We start from the raw sequence: 15,750 nt of genomic DNA, 5'->3' as shown, positions 1-15,750 counted from the left end.
TGATCCGGGAGGCAGGTCGTCTGTCTCCCGGTTTCTCTTTCCAGAGGACGGTCCATGGCTTCGCAGGAAATCCTTCGCGAGGAGCCGAGTCGCGGCTCCTTCATCAATGACCCTAGAATTCGCAGCCTGTTCTTTCAGACGCTGGTCGTGATCCTGCTGTTCAGTTCGATCTGGTGGATCGTCCACAACGTCATCGAAAACCTCCAGCGTCTGCACATCGCGTCGGGCTTCGGTTTTCTCAGGAGCAGGGCCGGCTTCGACATTTCCGACACGCCGATCGCCTATACGTCCGATTCGACCTATTTCCGCGCGCTGGTCGTCGGTTTGCTCAACACGATCATTGTCGCCGCCGCCGGCATCGTGCTTGCGACCATCGTGGGCTTCGCCATCGGCATCGGCCGCCTGTCGCAGAACTGGCTGATCCGCAAGATCTGCACGGTCTATGTCGAGATCTTCCGCAACATCCCACCGCTGCTGGTCATCTTCTTCTGGTATTCCGGCGTGCTGGCCGTGCTGCCCCCGCCGCGCGAGAGCATCCACCTGCCTTTCGGCTCGTTCCTCAACCAGCGCGGCTTCTATTTTCCGCGCGCCGTTTGGGGCGATGGCTCCTGGCTGATCGGCGTCGCACTGCTGCTCGCGATTGCAATGGCCTGGTTCGTCGCCCACAGAGCGCGACAGCGGCAGAAGGCGACCGGCCAGCAATTTCCGGTCTTCTGGACATCGGTCGCGCTAATCATCGGCCTGCCGGTGCTGGCCTTCCTGCTCGGCGGCATGCCGCTCACCTTCGATTTTCCGAAGCAGTCGACCTTCAATCTGACCGGTGGCTTCTGGGTCAAACCGGAATTCCTGTCGCTCTTGCTGGCGCTCTCCTTCTACACGGCGGCCTTCATCGCCGAGATCGTGCGCGCCGGCATCAGGGGCGTCAACAAAGGGCAGAGCGAAGCGGCGGCGGCGCTCGGCCTCCGCTCCGGTCCGATCCTGCGGCTGGTGGTCATCCCGCAGGCGATGCGCATAGTCATCCCGCCGCTCACCAGCCAGTATCTCAACCTGACCAAGAACTCCTCGCTGGCGATCGCTATCGGCTATCCGGACCTTACCGCCACCGCCGGCACGGTGCTCAATCAGACCGGGCAGGCGGTGGAGGGCGTTTTCATCATGATGATCGCCTATCTGGTGCTGAGCCTGGTGACGTCCTTTGTCATGAATATCGTCAATGCCAGAATGGCGCTGGTGGAGAGGTAGGGCCATGCAGGAACATGACATGTCCTGGGTGCGCACCGAGATGGCGCTTGCCCAGCCGGCCCCGCCTACCGAACGCGGCGCCTATGCCTGGGTGCGCAAGAACCTGATCGGTTCGGTCGGCGACACCGTCCTCACAATCCTCGGCATCGCCATCGTGCTTTGGATCCTGCCGCAGGTCGTCAGCTGGGCCTTCCTCAATGCCCAGTGGACCGGGCCGGATCGCACCGTCTGCACCACCGTCACGCAAGGCGGCATCCAGCCCGACGGCTGGACCGGTGCCTGCTGGGCTTTCGTCAACGCCAAGTTCGGCCAGTTCATGTTCGGCACCTATCCGATCGAGGAGCGCTGGCGGCCGATCCTGGTCGCCATCCTGTTCGTGGCGCTGTTGGTGCCGATGCTGATCCCGCGCGTGCCGCGCAAGGGATTGAATGCGGTGCTGTTGTTCGTAGCGCTGCCGATCGTCGCCTTCTTCCTGCTGCTTGGCGGCGTGTTCGGCCTGCCGGTTGTCGAGACCTCGCGCTGGGGCGGGCTCCTCGTGACGCTCAGCCTCTCCTTCGTCGGCATTGCGGTGTCGCTGCCTTTGGGCATCGTGCTGGCGCTCGGGCGCCGTTCGAAGATGTCGATCATCAAATGGCTTTGTATCGTCTTCATCGAGACGGTGCGCGGCATTCCGCTGATCACGGTGCTATTCTTCGCCAGCGTCATGCTGCCGCTGTTCCTGCCCGCGGGCGTTACCTTCGACAAGTATCTGCGTGCGTTGATCGGTGTGTCGCTGTTTGCCGCCGCCTATATGGCCGAAGTGATTCGCGGCGGCTTGCAGGCGATCCCGAAGGGCCAGTATGAGGGCGCCGATTCGCTCGGCCTCGGCTATTGGCAGAAGATGAGCCTGATCGTGCTGCCGCAGGCGCTGAAGCTGGTCATTCCGGGCATCGTCAACACCTTCATCGGCATGTTCAAGGACACCAGCCTGGTCCTGATCATCTCGATGTTCGACCTGCTCGGCGTGGTGAAGCAGAATTTCGCCGATGCAAACTGGGCGACCCCGCAGACCGCGAGGTCCGGCCTGATCTTTGCCGCCTTCGTTTTCTGGCTGTTCTGCTTCGGCATGTCGCGCTATTCAATGTACACCGAACGCCGGCTCGACACCGGTTATAAACGATAAAAAGGGAACAGGTTATGGCCACCGAAAACGCCGTCAGCGCGGAAGAAATCAAGGTCAACGCCGCCAAGATGCACATCTCCACCACCGATGTCGCCATCGACATCGTCGGCATGCACAAATGGTATGGCGAGTTCCATGTGCTGAAGGACATCAACCTCAAGGTGATGCGTGGCGAGCGCATCGTCATCTGCGGCCCGTCCGGCTCCGGCAAGTCGACCATGATCCGCTGCATCAACCGGCTGGAAGAGCACCAGAAGGGCAAGATCATCGTCGACGGGAAGGAACTCACCAACGATCTGAAGAAGATCGACGAGGTGCGCCGCGAGGTCGGCATGGTGTTCCAGCATTTCAACCTGTTCCCGCATCTGACCATCCTGGAGAACTGCACGCTGGCGCCGATCTGGGTGCGCAAGATGCCGAAGAAGCAGGCCGAGGAAATCGCCATGCATTTCCTTACGCGCGTCAAGATCCCGGAACAGGCCAACAAATATCCGGGCCAGCTCTCCGGGGGGCAGCAGCAGCGCGTGGCGATCGCACGCTCGCTGTGCATGAACCCGCGCATCATGCTGTTCGACGAGCCGACCTCGGCGCTCGACCCGGAAATGATCAAGGAAGTGCTGGAGACGATGGTGGGGCTGGCGGAAGAGGGCATGACCATGCTTTGCGTCACCCACGAGATGGGCTTTGCCCGCAAGGTGGCCAACCGCGTGATCTTCATGGATCAGGGCCAGATCGTCGAGCAGAACACGCCGGCCGAATTCTTCGACCATCCGCGCCATGAACGCACAAAGCTTTTCCTGTCGCAGATCCTGCACTGAGCGGGCGCAACGCTAAATTTTCGGAAGCCCGGCTGGAAACAGCCGGGCTTTTTTTGCATTCGGGCGATCGGACAAGGATCGGCTCATTTTTGGTTGACGCTGCGAAATCGTCTAGCCTGATCGTCCAGGTTATCCTCGGGTTGACGCAGACGAGACGGAACGACCGCACCCGATGAGACGAGTCCTGCGATATATGGTGATGCTGTTGGGAGCGGCGGTGCTTGCCGCCGCGCTCGGCACGCTGGTGCCGCGTCCGTTCTGGCCGGCGGCACGGGCGGAAGGCGAGGGGACGCGGCATATATTGGTGTTGAAGAACCCGATCCACACCGACATCGCCGTGCCCCTCGACGACAGCGTGCGCCGGCGCTTTGCCTTTCTCGCCGATACCGGCCTGCCGATCGAGGCTCCGGGGGCGCGCTACATCGTCTTCGGCCGGGGCGGCCGCGCCTTCTATCTGGAGACGCCGACCTGGTCGCAATTGAAGACCATGCCGGTGCTGAAGGCGCTTACGCTCGACGCCTCGGTGATGCATGTCGATGCTGCGGGGGCTATTCTTGAGCCGCATCCGGATGTCGCCGGTTTTGACATCGATGAGGAACATTTCTCGGCGCTGCTCGACTATATCGCGGCAAGCTTCCGGCAGGGAGAGGCGGGCGGGCCGATGGCGATTGAAAATGCGGGCTATTCAACTTTCGACCGTTTCTACGAGGCAAACGGCCATTTCAACGCGCTGGTTGGCTGTAATACGTGGACGGGCGCGGGACTGCGCGTTGCAGGCCTTCGCACAGGATGGTGGAACCCTCTGCCGGTCTCGTTGGGTTGGTCGCTGAGCTTGTATAATTAGCAGCGCTTTTGCGAGCGCCTCATTCCTTCGCGCCCTCCCTCTGTCCTGCAGGACAGAGGAGCGCTGCGCCGCGAGCATGTCAGGCCGTGGAGCGCGCTACCGCCGCACAACCTCCCGCTCCTCCCACCCATAGAGCCAGTCCAGGTCCGCCGTGAGCTTCTCAGGCGGCCTCGTCGCCAGCACCAGGTTGCGCGCGATCGCCACCGGCCCCCAGGCGTGCCAGGCCAGCCGATTGAGCGCGCCGCGTTTCAACACTCTTTCGACACGCGGCCGTCTGAGATTCTCCCAGGTAGTTAGGCCCTGCTTCGGATCGCCCGGAAAATCGGCGACCAGATTGGCGAGCATCGCAGCATCCTCGATCCCCATCGCCGCGCCCTGGGCCGCGAAGGGCGTCATGGCATGCGCGGCGTCCCCGATCAGCGCGATGCCTTCCGGCATCGTCCAACGGCGCTGCTCGACCGTGTGGATGGGGAACGCCGTCCAGGGGCCGGCGAGCGCCACCAGCCTCGACAGCCCCGTCGCGGTGCCCCGGATGGCGCCTGAGAGGATCGCAGGGTCGGCATGGCCGGACCAGCCTTCGGCAATGCGCTCGCCCTTGGTGAAGGCGGCAAGGTTGACGGCGCTACCCTTGCTCACCGGATAGGCGACCATGTGGAAGCCGGGATGCAGGAAAGTGGTGACGCTGTCGGTGGCTCCGATTTGCATAAAAGCCTGGCCGGCGGCGCTTTCCGCCGGGACCGTCGCGCGCCAGGCGAGTTCGCCCGAAAAGCGGCTTGCCGCAAAGCCGGTCGTCCGGGCAAGCTGGGCGCGAACCGACGACCAGACGCCGTCAGCAGCGACCAGCAAACCGCACGCGACATCCGTCGCTTTGTCGTCGATTTCGACCGTCGCGGTCACGCTTTGCGGGTCGATGGCAATGCCGGTAACGCGCGCGCCGGTGATAAGCTCGATGTCCGGCCGCAGCGCCACCGCCGCCATCAGCGCCGCCTGCAGGTCGGCGCGGTGCGCCACGAGATAAGGCGCGCCCCAGCGCTTTTCTGCCGCTTCACCAAGCGGCACGCGCGCCAGCTCCCGCAGGCTTCTTGCATCCTTCAGCACTACCGCTTGCGGCCGGATCGCATTGGGCAGCAGGCGATCGAGCACGCCGAGCCGGCGCAGGATGCGGGTTGCGTTGGGGGAAAGCTGGAGGCCGGCGCCGGCCGCTTCGAGTTGCCTGGCCTGCTCGAACAGTCTTACCGGGAAGCCACGCTCGGCAAACGCAAGCGCCGCCGTCAGCCCGGCAAGACCAGCCCCGGCGATAACGATCTGCCGGGACGGTGTTTCAGTCATGGTCGAAAGGGGCGATCAGGCGGCCTGATCGACATAGAGGCAGCCGGCCGGCTGCGTTTCCGTCGCTTTCAGCGATGGCGAATAGCGGTAGAGCGTCGAGCAGTAGGGGCAGACCTTCTCATCGTCGTCGCCCATGTCGAGGAACACATGCGGATGGTCGAAGGGTGGGTTGGCGCCGGTGCACATGAATTCCTTGACGCCGATCTCGATGACCGGATGGCCCGCGTCGTTCTGGAAATGGGGAATGCTGCCGCCTGCCATCGTCGTCTCCAATTGGGTTCGGCCAGTGGGTGTGACCAGCCTGCATCTGGAGCATAACAGCCCAGTTTGCAAGATCGATGAAATCAAACTGTCGCAAAAGCCTGGCAGAGGATAAGTTGAGCCGGTTAAGCGCGTGAGGCCGGCGTCGGAGCGATTCCGTGACGATCATGCGTCACAAAGACATGTTAGAGCGTCGCCGAACGGCAATATGCGGCGCTCCCAAGGACGGTTGCGGGCAAGAGCGGGAAACCATGAACGAACTGAAGCCTGTGCAGAGCGAGTTCATCACCGTCGAGGCCGCAAGCCCCGACGGCGGCAATCCCGATCGTTTCGTCAACCGCGAATTCTCCTGGCTGCAATTCAACCGCCGCGTGCTGGAGGAATCGCTGAACGAGCATCATCCGCTGCTTGAACGCGTCCGCTTCCTGTCGATTTCTGCCGCCAATCTCGACGAGTTCTTCATGGTCCGCGTCGCCGGCCTTGCCGGCCAGGTCCGCGAGGGCATCGCGCTGAAGAGCCCGGACGGCCGCACGCCCGAACAGCAGCTCGAGCAGTTGCTGCGGGAGGTCGAGCGCCTTCAGGAAGACCAGCAGAAGAGCCTCTCGGCGCTGATGACGCTGCTCAACAAGGAAGGCATCGAGAGCATCACCCGCGACGCGCTGACCAAGGATGAGAAGGCCTGGCTGGAGGAACATTTCCAGGAACAGGTTTTCCCGGTGCTGACGCCGCTGTCGATCGACCCGGCGCATCCGTTTCCGTTCATCCCCAATCTCGGCTTTTCCATCGCCCTGCAATTGCGCCATCGCAAGAATGGCGAGGAGATGAGCGCGCTGCTGCGCCTGCCGGTGGCGCTCAGGCGTTTCATCCGCCTGCCCGACCGCAAGCACCATGTCCGCTTCATTCCGCTGGAGGAAGTGGTCGGCATCTATATCGGCAAGCTTTTCCCCGGCTACGAGGTCAAGGGGTCCGGCACGTTCCGCATCATCCGCGACAGCGACATCGAGGTCGAGGAAGAGTCGGAGGACCTGGTGCGCCTGTTCGAAACGGCGCTGAAGCGGCGCCGCCGCGGCTCGGTGATCCGCATCGAATTCGACACGCTGATGCCGGCCGCGTTGCGGGACTTCGTCGCCGGCGAGCTCGGCGTGTCGTCGAGCCGCATCAGCGTGCTCACTGGTCCGCTGGCGCTCAACCAGATATCCGAGATTGTCGCCATCCCCCGCGACGACCTCAAATTCACACCCTACAATCCGCGCTTTCCCGAGCGCATCCGCGAGCATGGCGGCGACTGCTTCGCCGCCATTCGCGAGAAGGACATCGTCGTCCATCACCCCTACGAGTCCTTCGACGTGGTGGTGCAGTTCCTGCGCCAGGCCGCCGCCGACCCGGAAGTGGTGGCGATCAAGCAGACGCTCTACCGCACCTCTAACGACAGCCCGATCGTGCGCGCGCTGATCGACGCCGCCGAGGCCGGCAAGTCGGTCACCGCACTTGTCGAGCTCAAGGCCCGCTTCGACGAGGAAGCCAACATCCGCTGGGCGCGCGACCTCGAACGCGCCGGCGTCCAGGTCGTGTTCGGCTTCCTGGAGTTGAAGACCCACGCCAAGATGTCTTTGATCGTGCGCCGCGAGGATGGCCGGCTGCGCAACTACGTGCATCTCGGCACCGGCAACTACCACCCGGTTACCGCCCGTATCTACACCGACCTGTCCTTCTTCACGACAGACCCGACGATCGCGCGCGATGTCGCGCAGCTCTTCAATTTCATCACCGGCTATGCCGAGCCCGCCGAGGAGATGCGCCTTGCCGTATCGCCCTTCACGCTGCGCAAGCGCATCCTGAAACACATCTCGGACGAGATCGTCCATGCCCGCGACGGCCGACCGGCGCGCATCTGGATGAAGATGAATGCGCTGGTCGATCCGACCATCATCGACGCGCTTTACGACGCCAGCCGCGCCGGCGTCGAGGTCGACCTCGTCGTGCGCGGCATCTGCTGCCTGAGGCCGCAGGTGCCGGGTCTTTCCGAGAACATAAGGGTGAAATCGATCGTCGGCCGCTTCCTCGAGCACAGCCGCATCTTCTGCTTCGGCAACGGCCACGGCCTGCCCTCGGACGAGGCGGTCGTCTACATCTCGTCGGCCGACATGATGCCGCGCAATCTCGACCGCCGCGTCGAGACCCTGGTGCCGATCACCAATCCAACTGTGCATGAACAGGTGCTTGGCCAGATCATGCTGGGCAACATCATGGACAACCAGCAAAGTTTCGACGTATTGGCTGACGGCACCTCCCGGCGCGTTGTGCTGGAGGAGGGCGAGGAGCCGTTCAACGCGCAGGAATATTTCATGACCAATCCGAGCCTCTCCGGGCGGGGTGACGCGCTGAAATCGCATGCGCCCAAGCGCATTGCCCAGTTCAAGCGCCGCAAGAAGAACGCCGCCGCGTGATTGCAGTTTCCCAGGGCCGGCTTCAGGACCGGCGGCCGCTGTCGATCATCGACATCGGATCGAACTCGATCCGCCTTGTCGTCTATGAGGGGTTGGCGCGCTCACCCACGCTTCTGTTCAACGAGAAGATGCTGGCCGGCCTCGGCCGCGGCATCGTTTCGACCGGCAAGCTCGATCCCGAGGCGGTGACGCGCTCGATGGAGGAATTCCGCCGGTTCCGCGCCCTCTCGGACCAGGCGGGTGCCGAGCACATCTATGTGCTGGCGACAGCCGCCGCGCGCGAGGCGGGCAACGGCCCCGATTTCATCCACCGTGCCGAGGAGGTGCTGAAGACCGAGATCCGCGTCCTCACCGGCCGTCAGGAGGCCTATTATTCGGCGCTCGGCGTCATTTCCGGGTTCCATCCGGCCAACGGCATCGCCGGCGATCTTGGCGGCGGCAGCCTTGAGCTGATCGACATCAATGGCGAAGCGATGGGCGACGGCATCACGTTGCCGCTCGGCGGCCTGCGCCTGCAGGACATGGCCAGGAACTCGCTCGTGCAGGCCCAAAAGATCGCGCGCCAGGAACTGGCGCGGGCGAAGCTTCTGAAGGGCGGGCAGGGCAGGGTTTTCTACGCCGTCGGCGGCACCTGGCGAAATCTTGCCCGGCTGCATATGGAGATGAACAACTACCCGCTCGGCGTCATGCATCACTACGAGATATCGGCCGACAGCGCGCAGACTTTCCTCAAGCAGGTCGCCCGCAGCGAGGTCGAGAAGGTGAGGGGCATCGAGGGCGTTTCCAAGAACCGCCGCTCGCTCTTACCCTACGGCGCCGTCGTGCTACAGGAGATCATGTCGGCCATGCAGCCGTCGAAGATCGTCGTCTCGGCGCAGGGCGTGCGCGAGGGTTTCCTCTACTCGCTGCTCGACGCCGCCGAGCAGAAGGCCGACCCGCTGATCTCGGCCGCCGAGGAACTGGCGCTATTGCGCTCGCGCTCGGTGCATCACGCGCACGACCTGGTCGAATGGACCGGCAAGGCGTTCAAGGCCTTCGGCATTGATGAGACGGAAGACGAGGCACGCTACCGCCATGCCGCCTGCCTGCTTGCCGATATCGGCTGGCGCGCGCATCCGGAATATCGCGGCCGGCAGTCGCTCAATATCATCGCGCATGCCTCCTTTATCGGCGTCGACCATCCGGGCCGCGCCTATCTGGCCCTGGCCAACGCCTATCGCCATGACGGCATCTTCAACGACGGCATCGCTCCCGAGATCAAAGCGCTGGCGCCGCCGCGCCTTCTGGAACGCGCCCGCGTGCTGGCGGCGATGATGCGTGTGGTCTATCTCCTCACAGCGGCAATGCCGGGCGTCATGCCGAGGCTGAAATGGGAGAGCCGCGGCAACGGAGCGCTCGCGCTGGTACTGCCGGCCTCGCTCGCCGACCTCTATGGCGAGCGTCCTGCCGGCCGGCTGGCGCAGCTCGCGCGCATCACCAACCGGCGTCTGGTGCTGGCGGTCGAGGGCGGACCAAGTGTGTCGGTGAAATAGGCATGTCAGTGAAATAGGGCCGGCTCAGGTCACTTGGGCACCGAGGCCGAAACCGTGCCCGTCAGCCGACCATGCGCCGGCGCCAGCCATGGCGAGCGCCAGGAAGCCGCCGGCAACGGCGATGTCCTTCATCAGCATCTGCTGGTGCAGGAAGGCGAGGGTCGCATCGTCGGCGCCCTGGCCGTAGTGACCGATGAAGCCGGCGGCGATCGAGAAGGCGGCAAGCAGCAGCGCCACGATCCGCGTCTGGAAGCCGACCAGGATCAGCAATCCGGCGATCAGCTCGAACAGGCCGGTGCCCCAGGCTGCAAGAGTCGGAAGCGGCAGGCCGAGGCCTGCGAAATAGCTGGTCGTGCCGGCGATGTTGGTGAGCGCCTGAAAACCGGAGGGCACGAACAACGCGGCGAGCAGGAGCCGCGAGACGAGAAGCAATGCGTTGCGGGGCATTGGTCATCTCCCTTGCCGGCATCAGGCCGGCTGCCGGCGCAGTCTACGCCTACAACCGGAAAACGAAAAAGCGATGCGGAAAATTCCGCACCGCTTTCGTTTCAGTTTGGGAGGATTGCTTCAGTATGGGAGGAAAAAGATCAGCCGCGCTTGGCGTCGATCGAATAGGCGCCGGCGCCGGAGGAGGCGAGCAGGATGAAGCCGCCGGTGATGGCGAGGTTCTTGAGGAACTGGATCATCTGCATCTGGTCGGCCCAGCCGGTGTGAGCGACCAGCCCAGTGGCGATCGTGAAAATGGCGAGCACCCAGGCAGCGATCCGGGTCTGGAAGCCGACGAGAATGGCAAGGCCGCCAAGCAGCTCGATCAGCCCAACAACGACGGCCGTTACGGTCGGCACCGGCAGGCCGAGAGCGCCGAAATAGCCGGCGGTGCCGGAAATCGCTGTGAGCTTGCCGAAGCCGGAAAGCAGGAAGATGACGGCAAGCAGGACGCGACCCAACAGGATCGTCGTGGAGCTGCTGGATGTTGCGCCGTTGCCGGCGACGGAAGAGTTGATGGACATGGCGGTTCTCCGAACGGTTGAATGGCCCGTCAGATAAACGATAGAGACTGTTCACCAGAAGCCGCCTATGTGGCGACACATTGTTCACAGAATCTTCATTCTTACATTGCCCCGGCGGGCGCGAAATTCATGTCGCGAGAATCGGCAGTGGGAGCAAATTCTCCCACTGCAAAATGGCTCGTCCGCTTCTTCCTAAGAAGAGATGCAATCGTCAGCCCGGATGCGTCATGTCCTCCGGCCGCACCAGCCGATCGTAATCGGCTTCGCTGACCAGCCCGGTGGCCAAGGCCTCCTCGCGCAAGGTCGTGCCGTTCTTGTGCGCGGTCTTGGCGATCTTGGCGGCGTTGTCGTAGCCGATGGTCGGCGCCAGCGCCGTCACCAGCATCAGCGAGCGCTCGAGCGCGGCCTTGATGTTGTCCTCGCGCGCCTCGATGCCGACCACGCAATTGTCGGTGAAGGAGACGGAAGCATCGGCCAGCAGCTGCACCGACTGCAGAAAATTGTAAGCCATCAGCGGGTTGTAGACGTTGAGCTCGAAATGGCCCTGGCTGCCGGCGAAGGCAAGTGCTGCATTGTTGCCGAACACCTGCACGCAGACCTGCGTCAGCGCCTCGCACTGGGTCGGGTTGACCTTGCCCGGCATGATCGAGGAGCCCGGCTCGTTTTCCGGCAGCGAGAGCTCGCCGAGGCCCGACCGCGGGCCGGAGCCGAGCAGGCGGATGTCGTTGGCGATCTTGAACAGCGCCGCGGCCGCAGCGTTGATGGCACCATGCGAGAACACCATGGAATCATGCGCCGCCAACGCCTCGAACTTGTTCGGGGCAGTGACGAAGGCGATGCCGGTGATGGCGGCGATACGGTCCGCCACCTTTTCCGCGAAGCCGACCGGCGCGTTGAGCCCTGTGCCGACGGCGGTGCCGCCCTGGGCCAGTTCCTGCAAACCGGGCAGCGTGAGCTCGATGCGCTTGATCGAGGAGGCGACCTGCGCGGCATAGCCGGAAAATTCCTGGCCGAGGGTCAGCGGCGTGGCGTCCTGGGTATGGGTGCGGCCGATCTTGATGATATGGTTGAAGGCGCGGGCCTTGGCGCCGAGCGCCTTGTGCAAATGGTGCAGTGCTGGGATCAAGTGGTGCGCGACCCGCTCGGCGCAGGCGATGTGCATGGCCGTCGGATAGGTGTCGTTGGACGACTGGCTCATATTGACGTGGTCGTTCGGATGCACCGGCTTCTTCGAGCCCATGACGCCGCCGAGCATCTCGATCGCCCGGTTGGAGATCACCTCGTTGGCATTCATGTTGGACTGCGTGCCCGAGCCCGTCTGCCAGACCACCAGCGGAAATTGCTCGTCGAGCTTGCCGTCGATCACTTCCTGAGCTGCTTCCACGATCGCCTTGCCGATGGCCGGGTCGAGCCGCTTCATCTCCATGTTCACTTCGGCGGCGGCGCGCTTGACGATGCCGAGCGCACGCACGATCGAAGCCGGTTGCTTCTCCCAGCCGATCTTGAAATTGCCCAGAGAACGCTGCGCCTGCGCGCCCCAATAGCGGTCGGCCGCGACCTCTATGGGGCCGAACGTATCGGTTTCGGTTCTGGTCTTTTCAGCGCTCACGGCAAGTCTCCGTCTGTCGATTTGGGCAAGGGCGTATCGCGTTGCACAAACCGCTTCAAGCGGAGATTGCGGTCGGGGAAGATGCAAATCGGTTGAAGAGAGGGCCTCTTCCTCTCGCTCTGGGCGAGACGGCGGTGAGGGCCAATCTCCCCCTTCTTATGGGGAGATGCCCGGCGGGAGATCAGCGCTTCAGCGGCGGCCCGACAATATCGATGCCGTTCTCGGCGCACAGGCTCGTCAACACCTCAATCATCTCCGGCGTCGGCGCTGCCGCCGGCGGCAGTTCGGCTCGCTCCGCAGGGCGACTAGCCTTGCGCACCATCGTCTCGAAATCCGAACCGCGCGTGACGGTGAGCGTATGGGCGCCTTCGAGAGACTCGACCTTGTAAGTGTGCGGCAGGCCTTTCGGAGCGAGCACCGTTTCGCCGGCGCCGGCAAGCCGCTCGCGGCCGTCGACGACAAAGCGTATCCGGCCTTCGAGGATATGAAACACCTCGTCCTCATTGCGGTGCACGTGCAGCGGCGCGGAATCGCCGTAGGGCTGGCGGTGCTCGATGATGCAGATGCCGTCCTCGCCGTCGGCCGACGAAACCTGGATGGCAACGAGCGTGTTGTTGAACCAGAGGAGTTCCTTGCCTGCGATCGTCGTGTTGATCATTGTCATCATTGCTCTCCCTTGTTGAGTGCCGACAAAGCGGCTTCGACGGCGACCTAAGCAAGGACGAGCCGGTGATGGAAATCGAATGATCGTATGGGGCGGATTGATGCGATGAATTTGAACGCGCTCGACCTCAATCTGGTGAGGGTGCTCGATGCGCTGCTGCGCGAGAAGAGCGTGACGCGCGCCGGCGAGCAGATCGGCCTCAGCCAGCCGGCTGTGAGCGCCGCGCTCAACCGCCTGCGCCATGCGCTCAACGACCAGCTCTTCGTGCGCCGCGGCAACGACATGGTGCCGACGCCTCGCGCCGAAAGCCTGGCGGAGCCGGTGCGTGCAGCGCTGCGCGAGATCGAGCGCGCCTTTCAGCCGGCGACCGATTTCGATCCGGCAAGGCTGGAACGGACCTTCACCTTCATGGGCGCGGATTTCTTCTCAATGCTGCTTATGCCGCCCTTCGCCGCGCGCATTGCGGCGGTGGCGCCCGGCGTATCGTTCCGTTTCCTCGACAGCGCCATCGGCGACGTCTCGAAGCTGTTGCAGGACGATCGGATCGACCTTGCGCTGGAGCGCCCGCTGGAGGTCGCGGAGTGGGTCTCAAGCGTGGCGCTGTTCGGCTCGCCCTTCGCCATTGTCGCGGCGAAGGACAATGCGGCGCTCGGCCAGGCCGGCATCGCCGAGGGCGAAGAGGTGCCACTCGACCTCTTCTGCGCGCTGCCGCATGCGCTGCGCTCCATCGATGGATCAATGTCGGGCTTCACCGACGATGCGCTGGGCAGGATGGGCCGGGCGCGTCGCGTCATGCTTGCTTTGCCGCACTTCCAGGCCGTCGCGCTGGCCGTGGCGAACGGGCCTTATCTGGCTGCGGTTCCAACGCAGTTCGCTGTAGCGGCGGCAAAATCCCTGCCGATCGGCATCTATCGGGCGCCGATCCCGATACCATCGCCGGCGGTCAGAATGTACTGGCACGCCCGCCGCGATGATGAGCCACCGCATCGCTGGATCCGCGAGCAGATACTCGATGAGGTGGGAACGCTCGGCTTGAAGGACTGGGACGGCACCGCAAGTGCTCTCCCGGGGGTATAGCTGCCGTTGGAGCGGGAGTGCAGCGCTGAGCAACGCAGACGGTCAAGCGCGGGAGCGATCGCCGGTATGAACCTTATCCGGCTGAGGCTAACCCGACCGGCGAGGGCTGGCGCGGGCCCAGCCGGCCCGCGACGAAATCCTTGACCTGGCGCACGGCCTGCTCGCGCGTGACGCTGCCCGGCTGCAGGCCAAGCCTGAGCCACAGTCCGTCGATCAAAGCGGTGACGCCGAGCACGATCTCTTCGGCCAGTTCGGGCGCAGCGAGGCCGCGCAGGCCGGACAAGAGGTTCGAGCGCATGCGCGCGTGGATGACCTTCTGGATGCGCGCCAGTTTCTCATCGCGCGGCACCTCGGCGCAGAGCGACAGCCAGGCATGGCAAAGCGGCGGCAGGAACAAATGCTCCTCGAAATTGCCTTCGATCACGGCGTCCAGCCGTTCCATCGGCGTTCGCGCCCGCTGAAGCCGGGCGACGACGGCGCGACAGAGCACGGCATTGGCCTCGCGCATGGCGTGCTCGAACAGCTCCTGCTTGTTGCGGAAATAATGCAGCACGATGCCCTTCGAGGCGCCGGCCTGGGCCGCGACCTTTTCCAGCGTCGCGCCGGCGATGCCTTCGCGCTCCAGCACTGCGAAGGCCGCCTGCCGCAGTTCCTTGCGGCGAATGTCGCTGAGACGCGTGAGTTTCACCGGACCGATCCATGCATGGCGAATCCACGTTGACATTTTCGCCCGTCCAGATCAATGATTGACCAAGGGGACAATAAAATGACCACAAGGTCAAAAAGGATTGAAAGAGGAGAACCGGAATGTTGCGCATGCTTGCGAGAGGCGTCTGGGTCGCGGCGCTAATGGCGGCTTCCCAGGCGGCCGGCGCCGCCGAAGCCGAAGGCTGCAAAGCAGTTCGCATGGCCGAACCCGGCTGGAACGATCTCGCCTTCACCACCGGTGTGGCCAAGGTGCTGCTCCAGGCGCTCGGCTACGAGCCGCAAAGCGAGGTGCTTGGCATCAACGTCATCTATGAAGGGATGAAGAACAAAGACCTCGACCTGTTCCTCGGCTACTGGGATCCTGCGATGGTCACCTACTACGAGCCCTATAAGAAGGACGGTTCGATCGAGAATGTGCGCGTCAACCTGGTCGGCGCCAAATACACCTTCGCCGTGCCGACTTATGTCTGGGACGCCGGCGTCAAGGACCTGTCGGACCTGCACAAATTCGCCGACAAGTTCGGCAAGAAGATGTACGGCATCGAGCCCGGATCCAATCAGCTCATGATGGATGCCATTGCCGATCCGCAATATGGTCTGGATGGCTGGCAAGTGGTGGAGTCGAGCGAAGCCGGCATGCTCTCGGAGGTCGGCTACGAGATCAAGGAGAAGCAGTTCATCGTCTTCCAGGGTTGGGCGCCGCACCCGATGAACACGATGTACGACTTCAAGTACCTGACCGGCGGCGACAAGTTCTTCGGCCCGAATTTCGGCGCCGCCACCGTGACCACCCAGGTGCGCAACGGTTTCCTGGAGGAATGCCCCAACGTCGCGCAGTTCCTGAAGAACCTTGCCTTCGACATCGACATGGAAAATGTCGGTATGGGCTATCTCATCAATGACGGCATGAAGCCGGAGGATGGGGCGCTGAAGTCGATCACCCTGCACAAGGATCGGCTCGATGCGTGGCTCGCCGGCGTCACCACCTTTGACGGCAAGCCCGGCCTTGCCGCGGTCAAGGAAAAGCTCGGACTGTGAGCCGTCAGC

The 15,750-nt window shown here is 63.5% G+C and carries 15 protein-coding genes; 8 read left to right on the top strand and 7 right to left on the bottom strand.

Annotated features, from left to right (window positions below):
• Window positions 1-54: 54 nt before the first annotated feature.
• The 4 genes from LB538_RS25175 to LB538_RS25160 all read left to right on the top strand — a co-directional run bounded on the left by LB538_RS25175 (window position 55) and on the right by LB538_RS25160 (window position 4,066).
• Window positions 55-1,242: an amino acid ABC transporter permease gene (locus LB538_RS25175; protein WP_224531000.1), complete on the top strand. Its 1,188-nt coding sequence runs from the start codon at window positions 55-57 to the stop codon at window positions 1,240-1,242.
• A gap of 4 nt (window positions 1,243-1,246) precedes the next feature.
• On the top strand, window positions 1,247-2,404 hold the full coding sequence (locus tag LB538_RS25170) for an amino acid ABC transporter permease (RefSeq protein ID WP_224531003.1): 1,158 nt from the start codon (window positions 1,247-1,249) through the stop codon (window positions 2,402-2,404).
• A gap of 68 nt (window positions 2,405-2,472) precedes the next feature.
• Complete coding sequence (locus LB538_RS25165) at window positions 2,473-3,222, top strand: amino acid ABC transporter ATP-binding protein (RefSeq protein ID WP_036259985.1); 750 nt, start codon at window positions 2,473-2,475, stop codon at window positions 3,220-3,222.
• 172 nt (window positions 3,223-3,394) lie between these two features.
• On the top strand, window positions 3,395-4,066 hold the full coding sequence (locus LB538_RS25160; RefSeq protein ID WP_224531004.1) for a TIGR02117 family protein: 672 nt from the start codon (window positions 3,395-3,397) through the stop codon (window positions 4,064-4,066).
• A gap of 96 nt (window positions 4,067-4,162) precedes the next feature.
• On the opposite strand, the gene LB538_RS25155 is transcribed toward LB538_RS25160, so the two are convergent.
• Together LB538_RS25155 and LB538_RS25150 are read right to left on the bottom strand one after the other, a co-directional pair.
• Window positions 4,163-5,395 (bottom strand): FAD-dependent monooxygenase, encoded by a 1,233-nt coding sequence (locus tag LB538_RS25155; protein ID WP_224531006.1) that lies wholly within the window; start codon window positions 5,393-5,395, stop codon window positions 4,163-4,165.
• Window positions 5,396-5,410: 15 nt separating this feature from the next.
• Complete coding sequence (locus tag LB538_RS25150) at window positions 5,411-5,656, bottom strand: zinc-finger domain-containing protein (RefSeq protein WP_224516141.1); 246 nt, start codon at window positions 5,654-5,656, stop codon at window positions 5,411-5,413.
• A 251-nt stretch (window positions 5,657-5,907) separates the two neighbouring features.
• Here LB538_RS25150 and LB538_RS25145 point away from each other — a divergent pair, with 251 nt between their 5' ends.
• Window positions 5,908-8,103 (top strand): RNA degradosome polyphosphate kinase, encoded by a 2,196-nt coding sequence (locus tag LB538_RS25145; protein WP_224531009.1) that lies wholly within the window; start codon window positions 5,908-5,910, stop codon window positions 8,101-8,103.
• A complete protein-coding gene (ppx, locus tag LB538_RS25140; RefSeq protein WP_224531010.1) occupies window positions 8,100-9,635 on the top strand; it encodes an exopolyphosphatase in 1,536 nt (511 codons plus the stop codon). Before LB538_RS25145 ends, ppx begins: the two co-directional genes overlap by 4 nt.
• A gap of 24 nt (window positions 9,636-9,659) precedes the next feature.
• On the opposite strand, the gene LB538_RS25135 is transcribed toward ppx, so the two are convergent.
• The 4 genes from LB538_RS25135 to LB538_RS25120 form a co-directional block, all read right to left on the bottom strand.
• A complete protein-coding gene (locus tag LB538_RS25135) occupies window positions 9,660-10,082 on the bottom strand; it encodes a DoxX family protein (RefSeq protein WP_224531012.1) in 423 nt (140 codons plus the stop codon).
• A 140-nt stretch (window positions 10,083-10,222) separates the two neighbouring features.
• The gene (locus LB538_RS25130) at window positions 10,223-10,645 is read right to left on the bottom strand and encodes a DoxX family protein (protein ID WP_224516145.1); all 423 of its coding nucleotides are present in this window, start codon (window positions 10,643-10,645) and stop codon (window positions 10,223-10,225) included.
• A gap of 211 nt (window positions 10,646-10,856) precedes the next feature.
• On the bottom strand, window positions 10,857-12,254 hold the full coding sequence (gene fumC, locus LB538_RS25125; RefSeq protein ID WP_224531014.1) for a class II fumarate hydratase: 1,398 nt from the start codon (window positions 12,252-12,254) through the stop codon (window positions 10,857-10,859).
• A gap of 181 nt (window positions 12,255-12,435) precedes the next feature.
• Window positions 12,436-12,918: a cupin domain-containing protein gene (locus LB538_RS25120; RefSeq protein ID WP_224531015.1), complete on the bottom strand. Its 483-nt coding sequence runs from the start codon at window positions 12,916-12,918 to the stop codon at window positions 12,436-12,438.
• A gap of 105 nt (window positions 12,919-13,023) precedes the next feature.
• Between LB538_RS25120 and LB538_RS25115 the strand changes: the two genes are divergently transcribed.
• Window positions 13,024-13,995 carry a LysR family transcriptional regulator gene (locus LB538_RS25115; protein ID WP_224531019.1) on the top strand — a complete coding sequence of 324 codons (972 nt, stop codon included), beginning with the start codon at window positions 13,024-13,026 and terminating at the stop codon, window positions 13,993-13,995.
• 73 nt (window positions 13,996-14,068) lie between these two features.
• Here the strand turns inward: LB538_RS25115 and betI are convergent, their stop codons facing one another.
• Window positions 14,069-14,719 carry a choline-responsive transcriptional repressor BetI gene (gene betI, locus LB538_RS25110; protein ID WP_224531021.1) on the bottom strand — a complete coding sequence of 217 codons (651 nt, stop codon included), beginning with the start codon at window positions 14,717-14,719 and terminating at the stop codon, window positions 14,069-14,071.
• A gap of 83 nt (window positions 14,720-14,802) precedes the next feature.
• Between betI and choX the strand changes: the two genes are divergently transcribed.
• Entirely contained in the window at window positions 14,803-15,741 is a 939-nt protein-coding gene (gene choX / locus LB538_RS25105; protein WP_224531023.1) for a choline ABC transporter substrate-binding protein, read from the top strand.
• Window positions 15,742-15,750 lie beyond the last annotated feature (9 nt).

The organism is Mesorhizobium sp. Ca11, assembly GCF_020165275.1.
Classification (GTDB): Bacteria; Pseudomonadota; Alphaproteobacteria; order Rhizobiales; family Rhizobiaceae; genus Mesorhizobium.
Note: the sequence above shows the minus strand (reverse complement) of the source record. Positions and strands in the feature narration are given on the sequence as shown.

Coding starts and splice junctions, on each gene's coding strand:
- LB538_RS25145 (WP_224531009.1), top strand. CDS start 5,908: ATGAACGAACTGAAGCCTGTGCAGAGCGAGTTCATCACCGTCGAGGCC.
- LB538_RS25135 (WP_224531012.1), bottom strand. CDS start 10,082: ATGCCCCGCAACGCATTGCTTCTCGTCTCGCGGCTCCTGCTCGCCGCG.
- LB538_RS25150 (WP_224516141.1), bottom strand. CDS start 5,656: ATGGCAGGCGGCAGCATTCCCCATTTCCAGAACGACGCGGGCCATCCG.
- LB538_RS25120 (WP_224531015.1), bottom strand. CDS start 12,918: ATGACAATGATCAACACGACGATCGCAGGCAAGGAACTCCTCTGGTTC.
- LB538_RS25160 (WP_224531004.1), top strand. CDS start 3,395: ATGAGACGAGTCCTGCGATATATGGTGATGCTGTTGGGAGCGGCGGTG.
- LB538_RS25115 (WP_224531019.1), top strand. CDS start 13,024: ATGAATTTGAACGCGCTCGACCTCAATCTGGTGAGGGTGCTCGATGCG.
- LB538_RS25155 (WP_224531006.1), bottom strand. CDS start 5,395: ATGACTGAAACACCGTCCCGGCAGATCGTTATCGCCGGGGCTGGTCTT.
- LB538_RS25130 (WP_224516145.1), bottom strand. CDS start 10,645: ATGTCCATCAACTCTTCCGTCGCCGGCAACGGCGCAACATCCAGCAGC.
- choX (WP_224531023.1), top strand. CDS start 14,803: ATGTTGCGCATGCTTGCGAGAGGCGTCTGGGTCGCGGCGCTAATGGCG.
- LB538_RS25175 (WP_224531000.1), top strand. CDS start 55: ATGGCTTCGCAGGAAATCCTTCGCGAGGAGCCGAGTCGCGGCTCCTTC.
- LB538_RS25165 (WP_036259985.1), top strand. CDS start 2,473: ATGCACATCTCCACCACCGATGTCGCCATCGACATCGTCGGCATGCAC.
- betI (WP_224531021.1), bottom strand. CDS start 14,719: ATGTCAACGTGGATTCGCCATGCATGGATCGGTCCGGTGAAACTCACG.
- LB538_RS25170 (WP_224531003.1), top strand. CDS start 1,247: ATGCAGGAACATGACATGTCCTGGGTGCGCACCGAGATGGCGCTTGCC.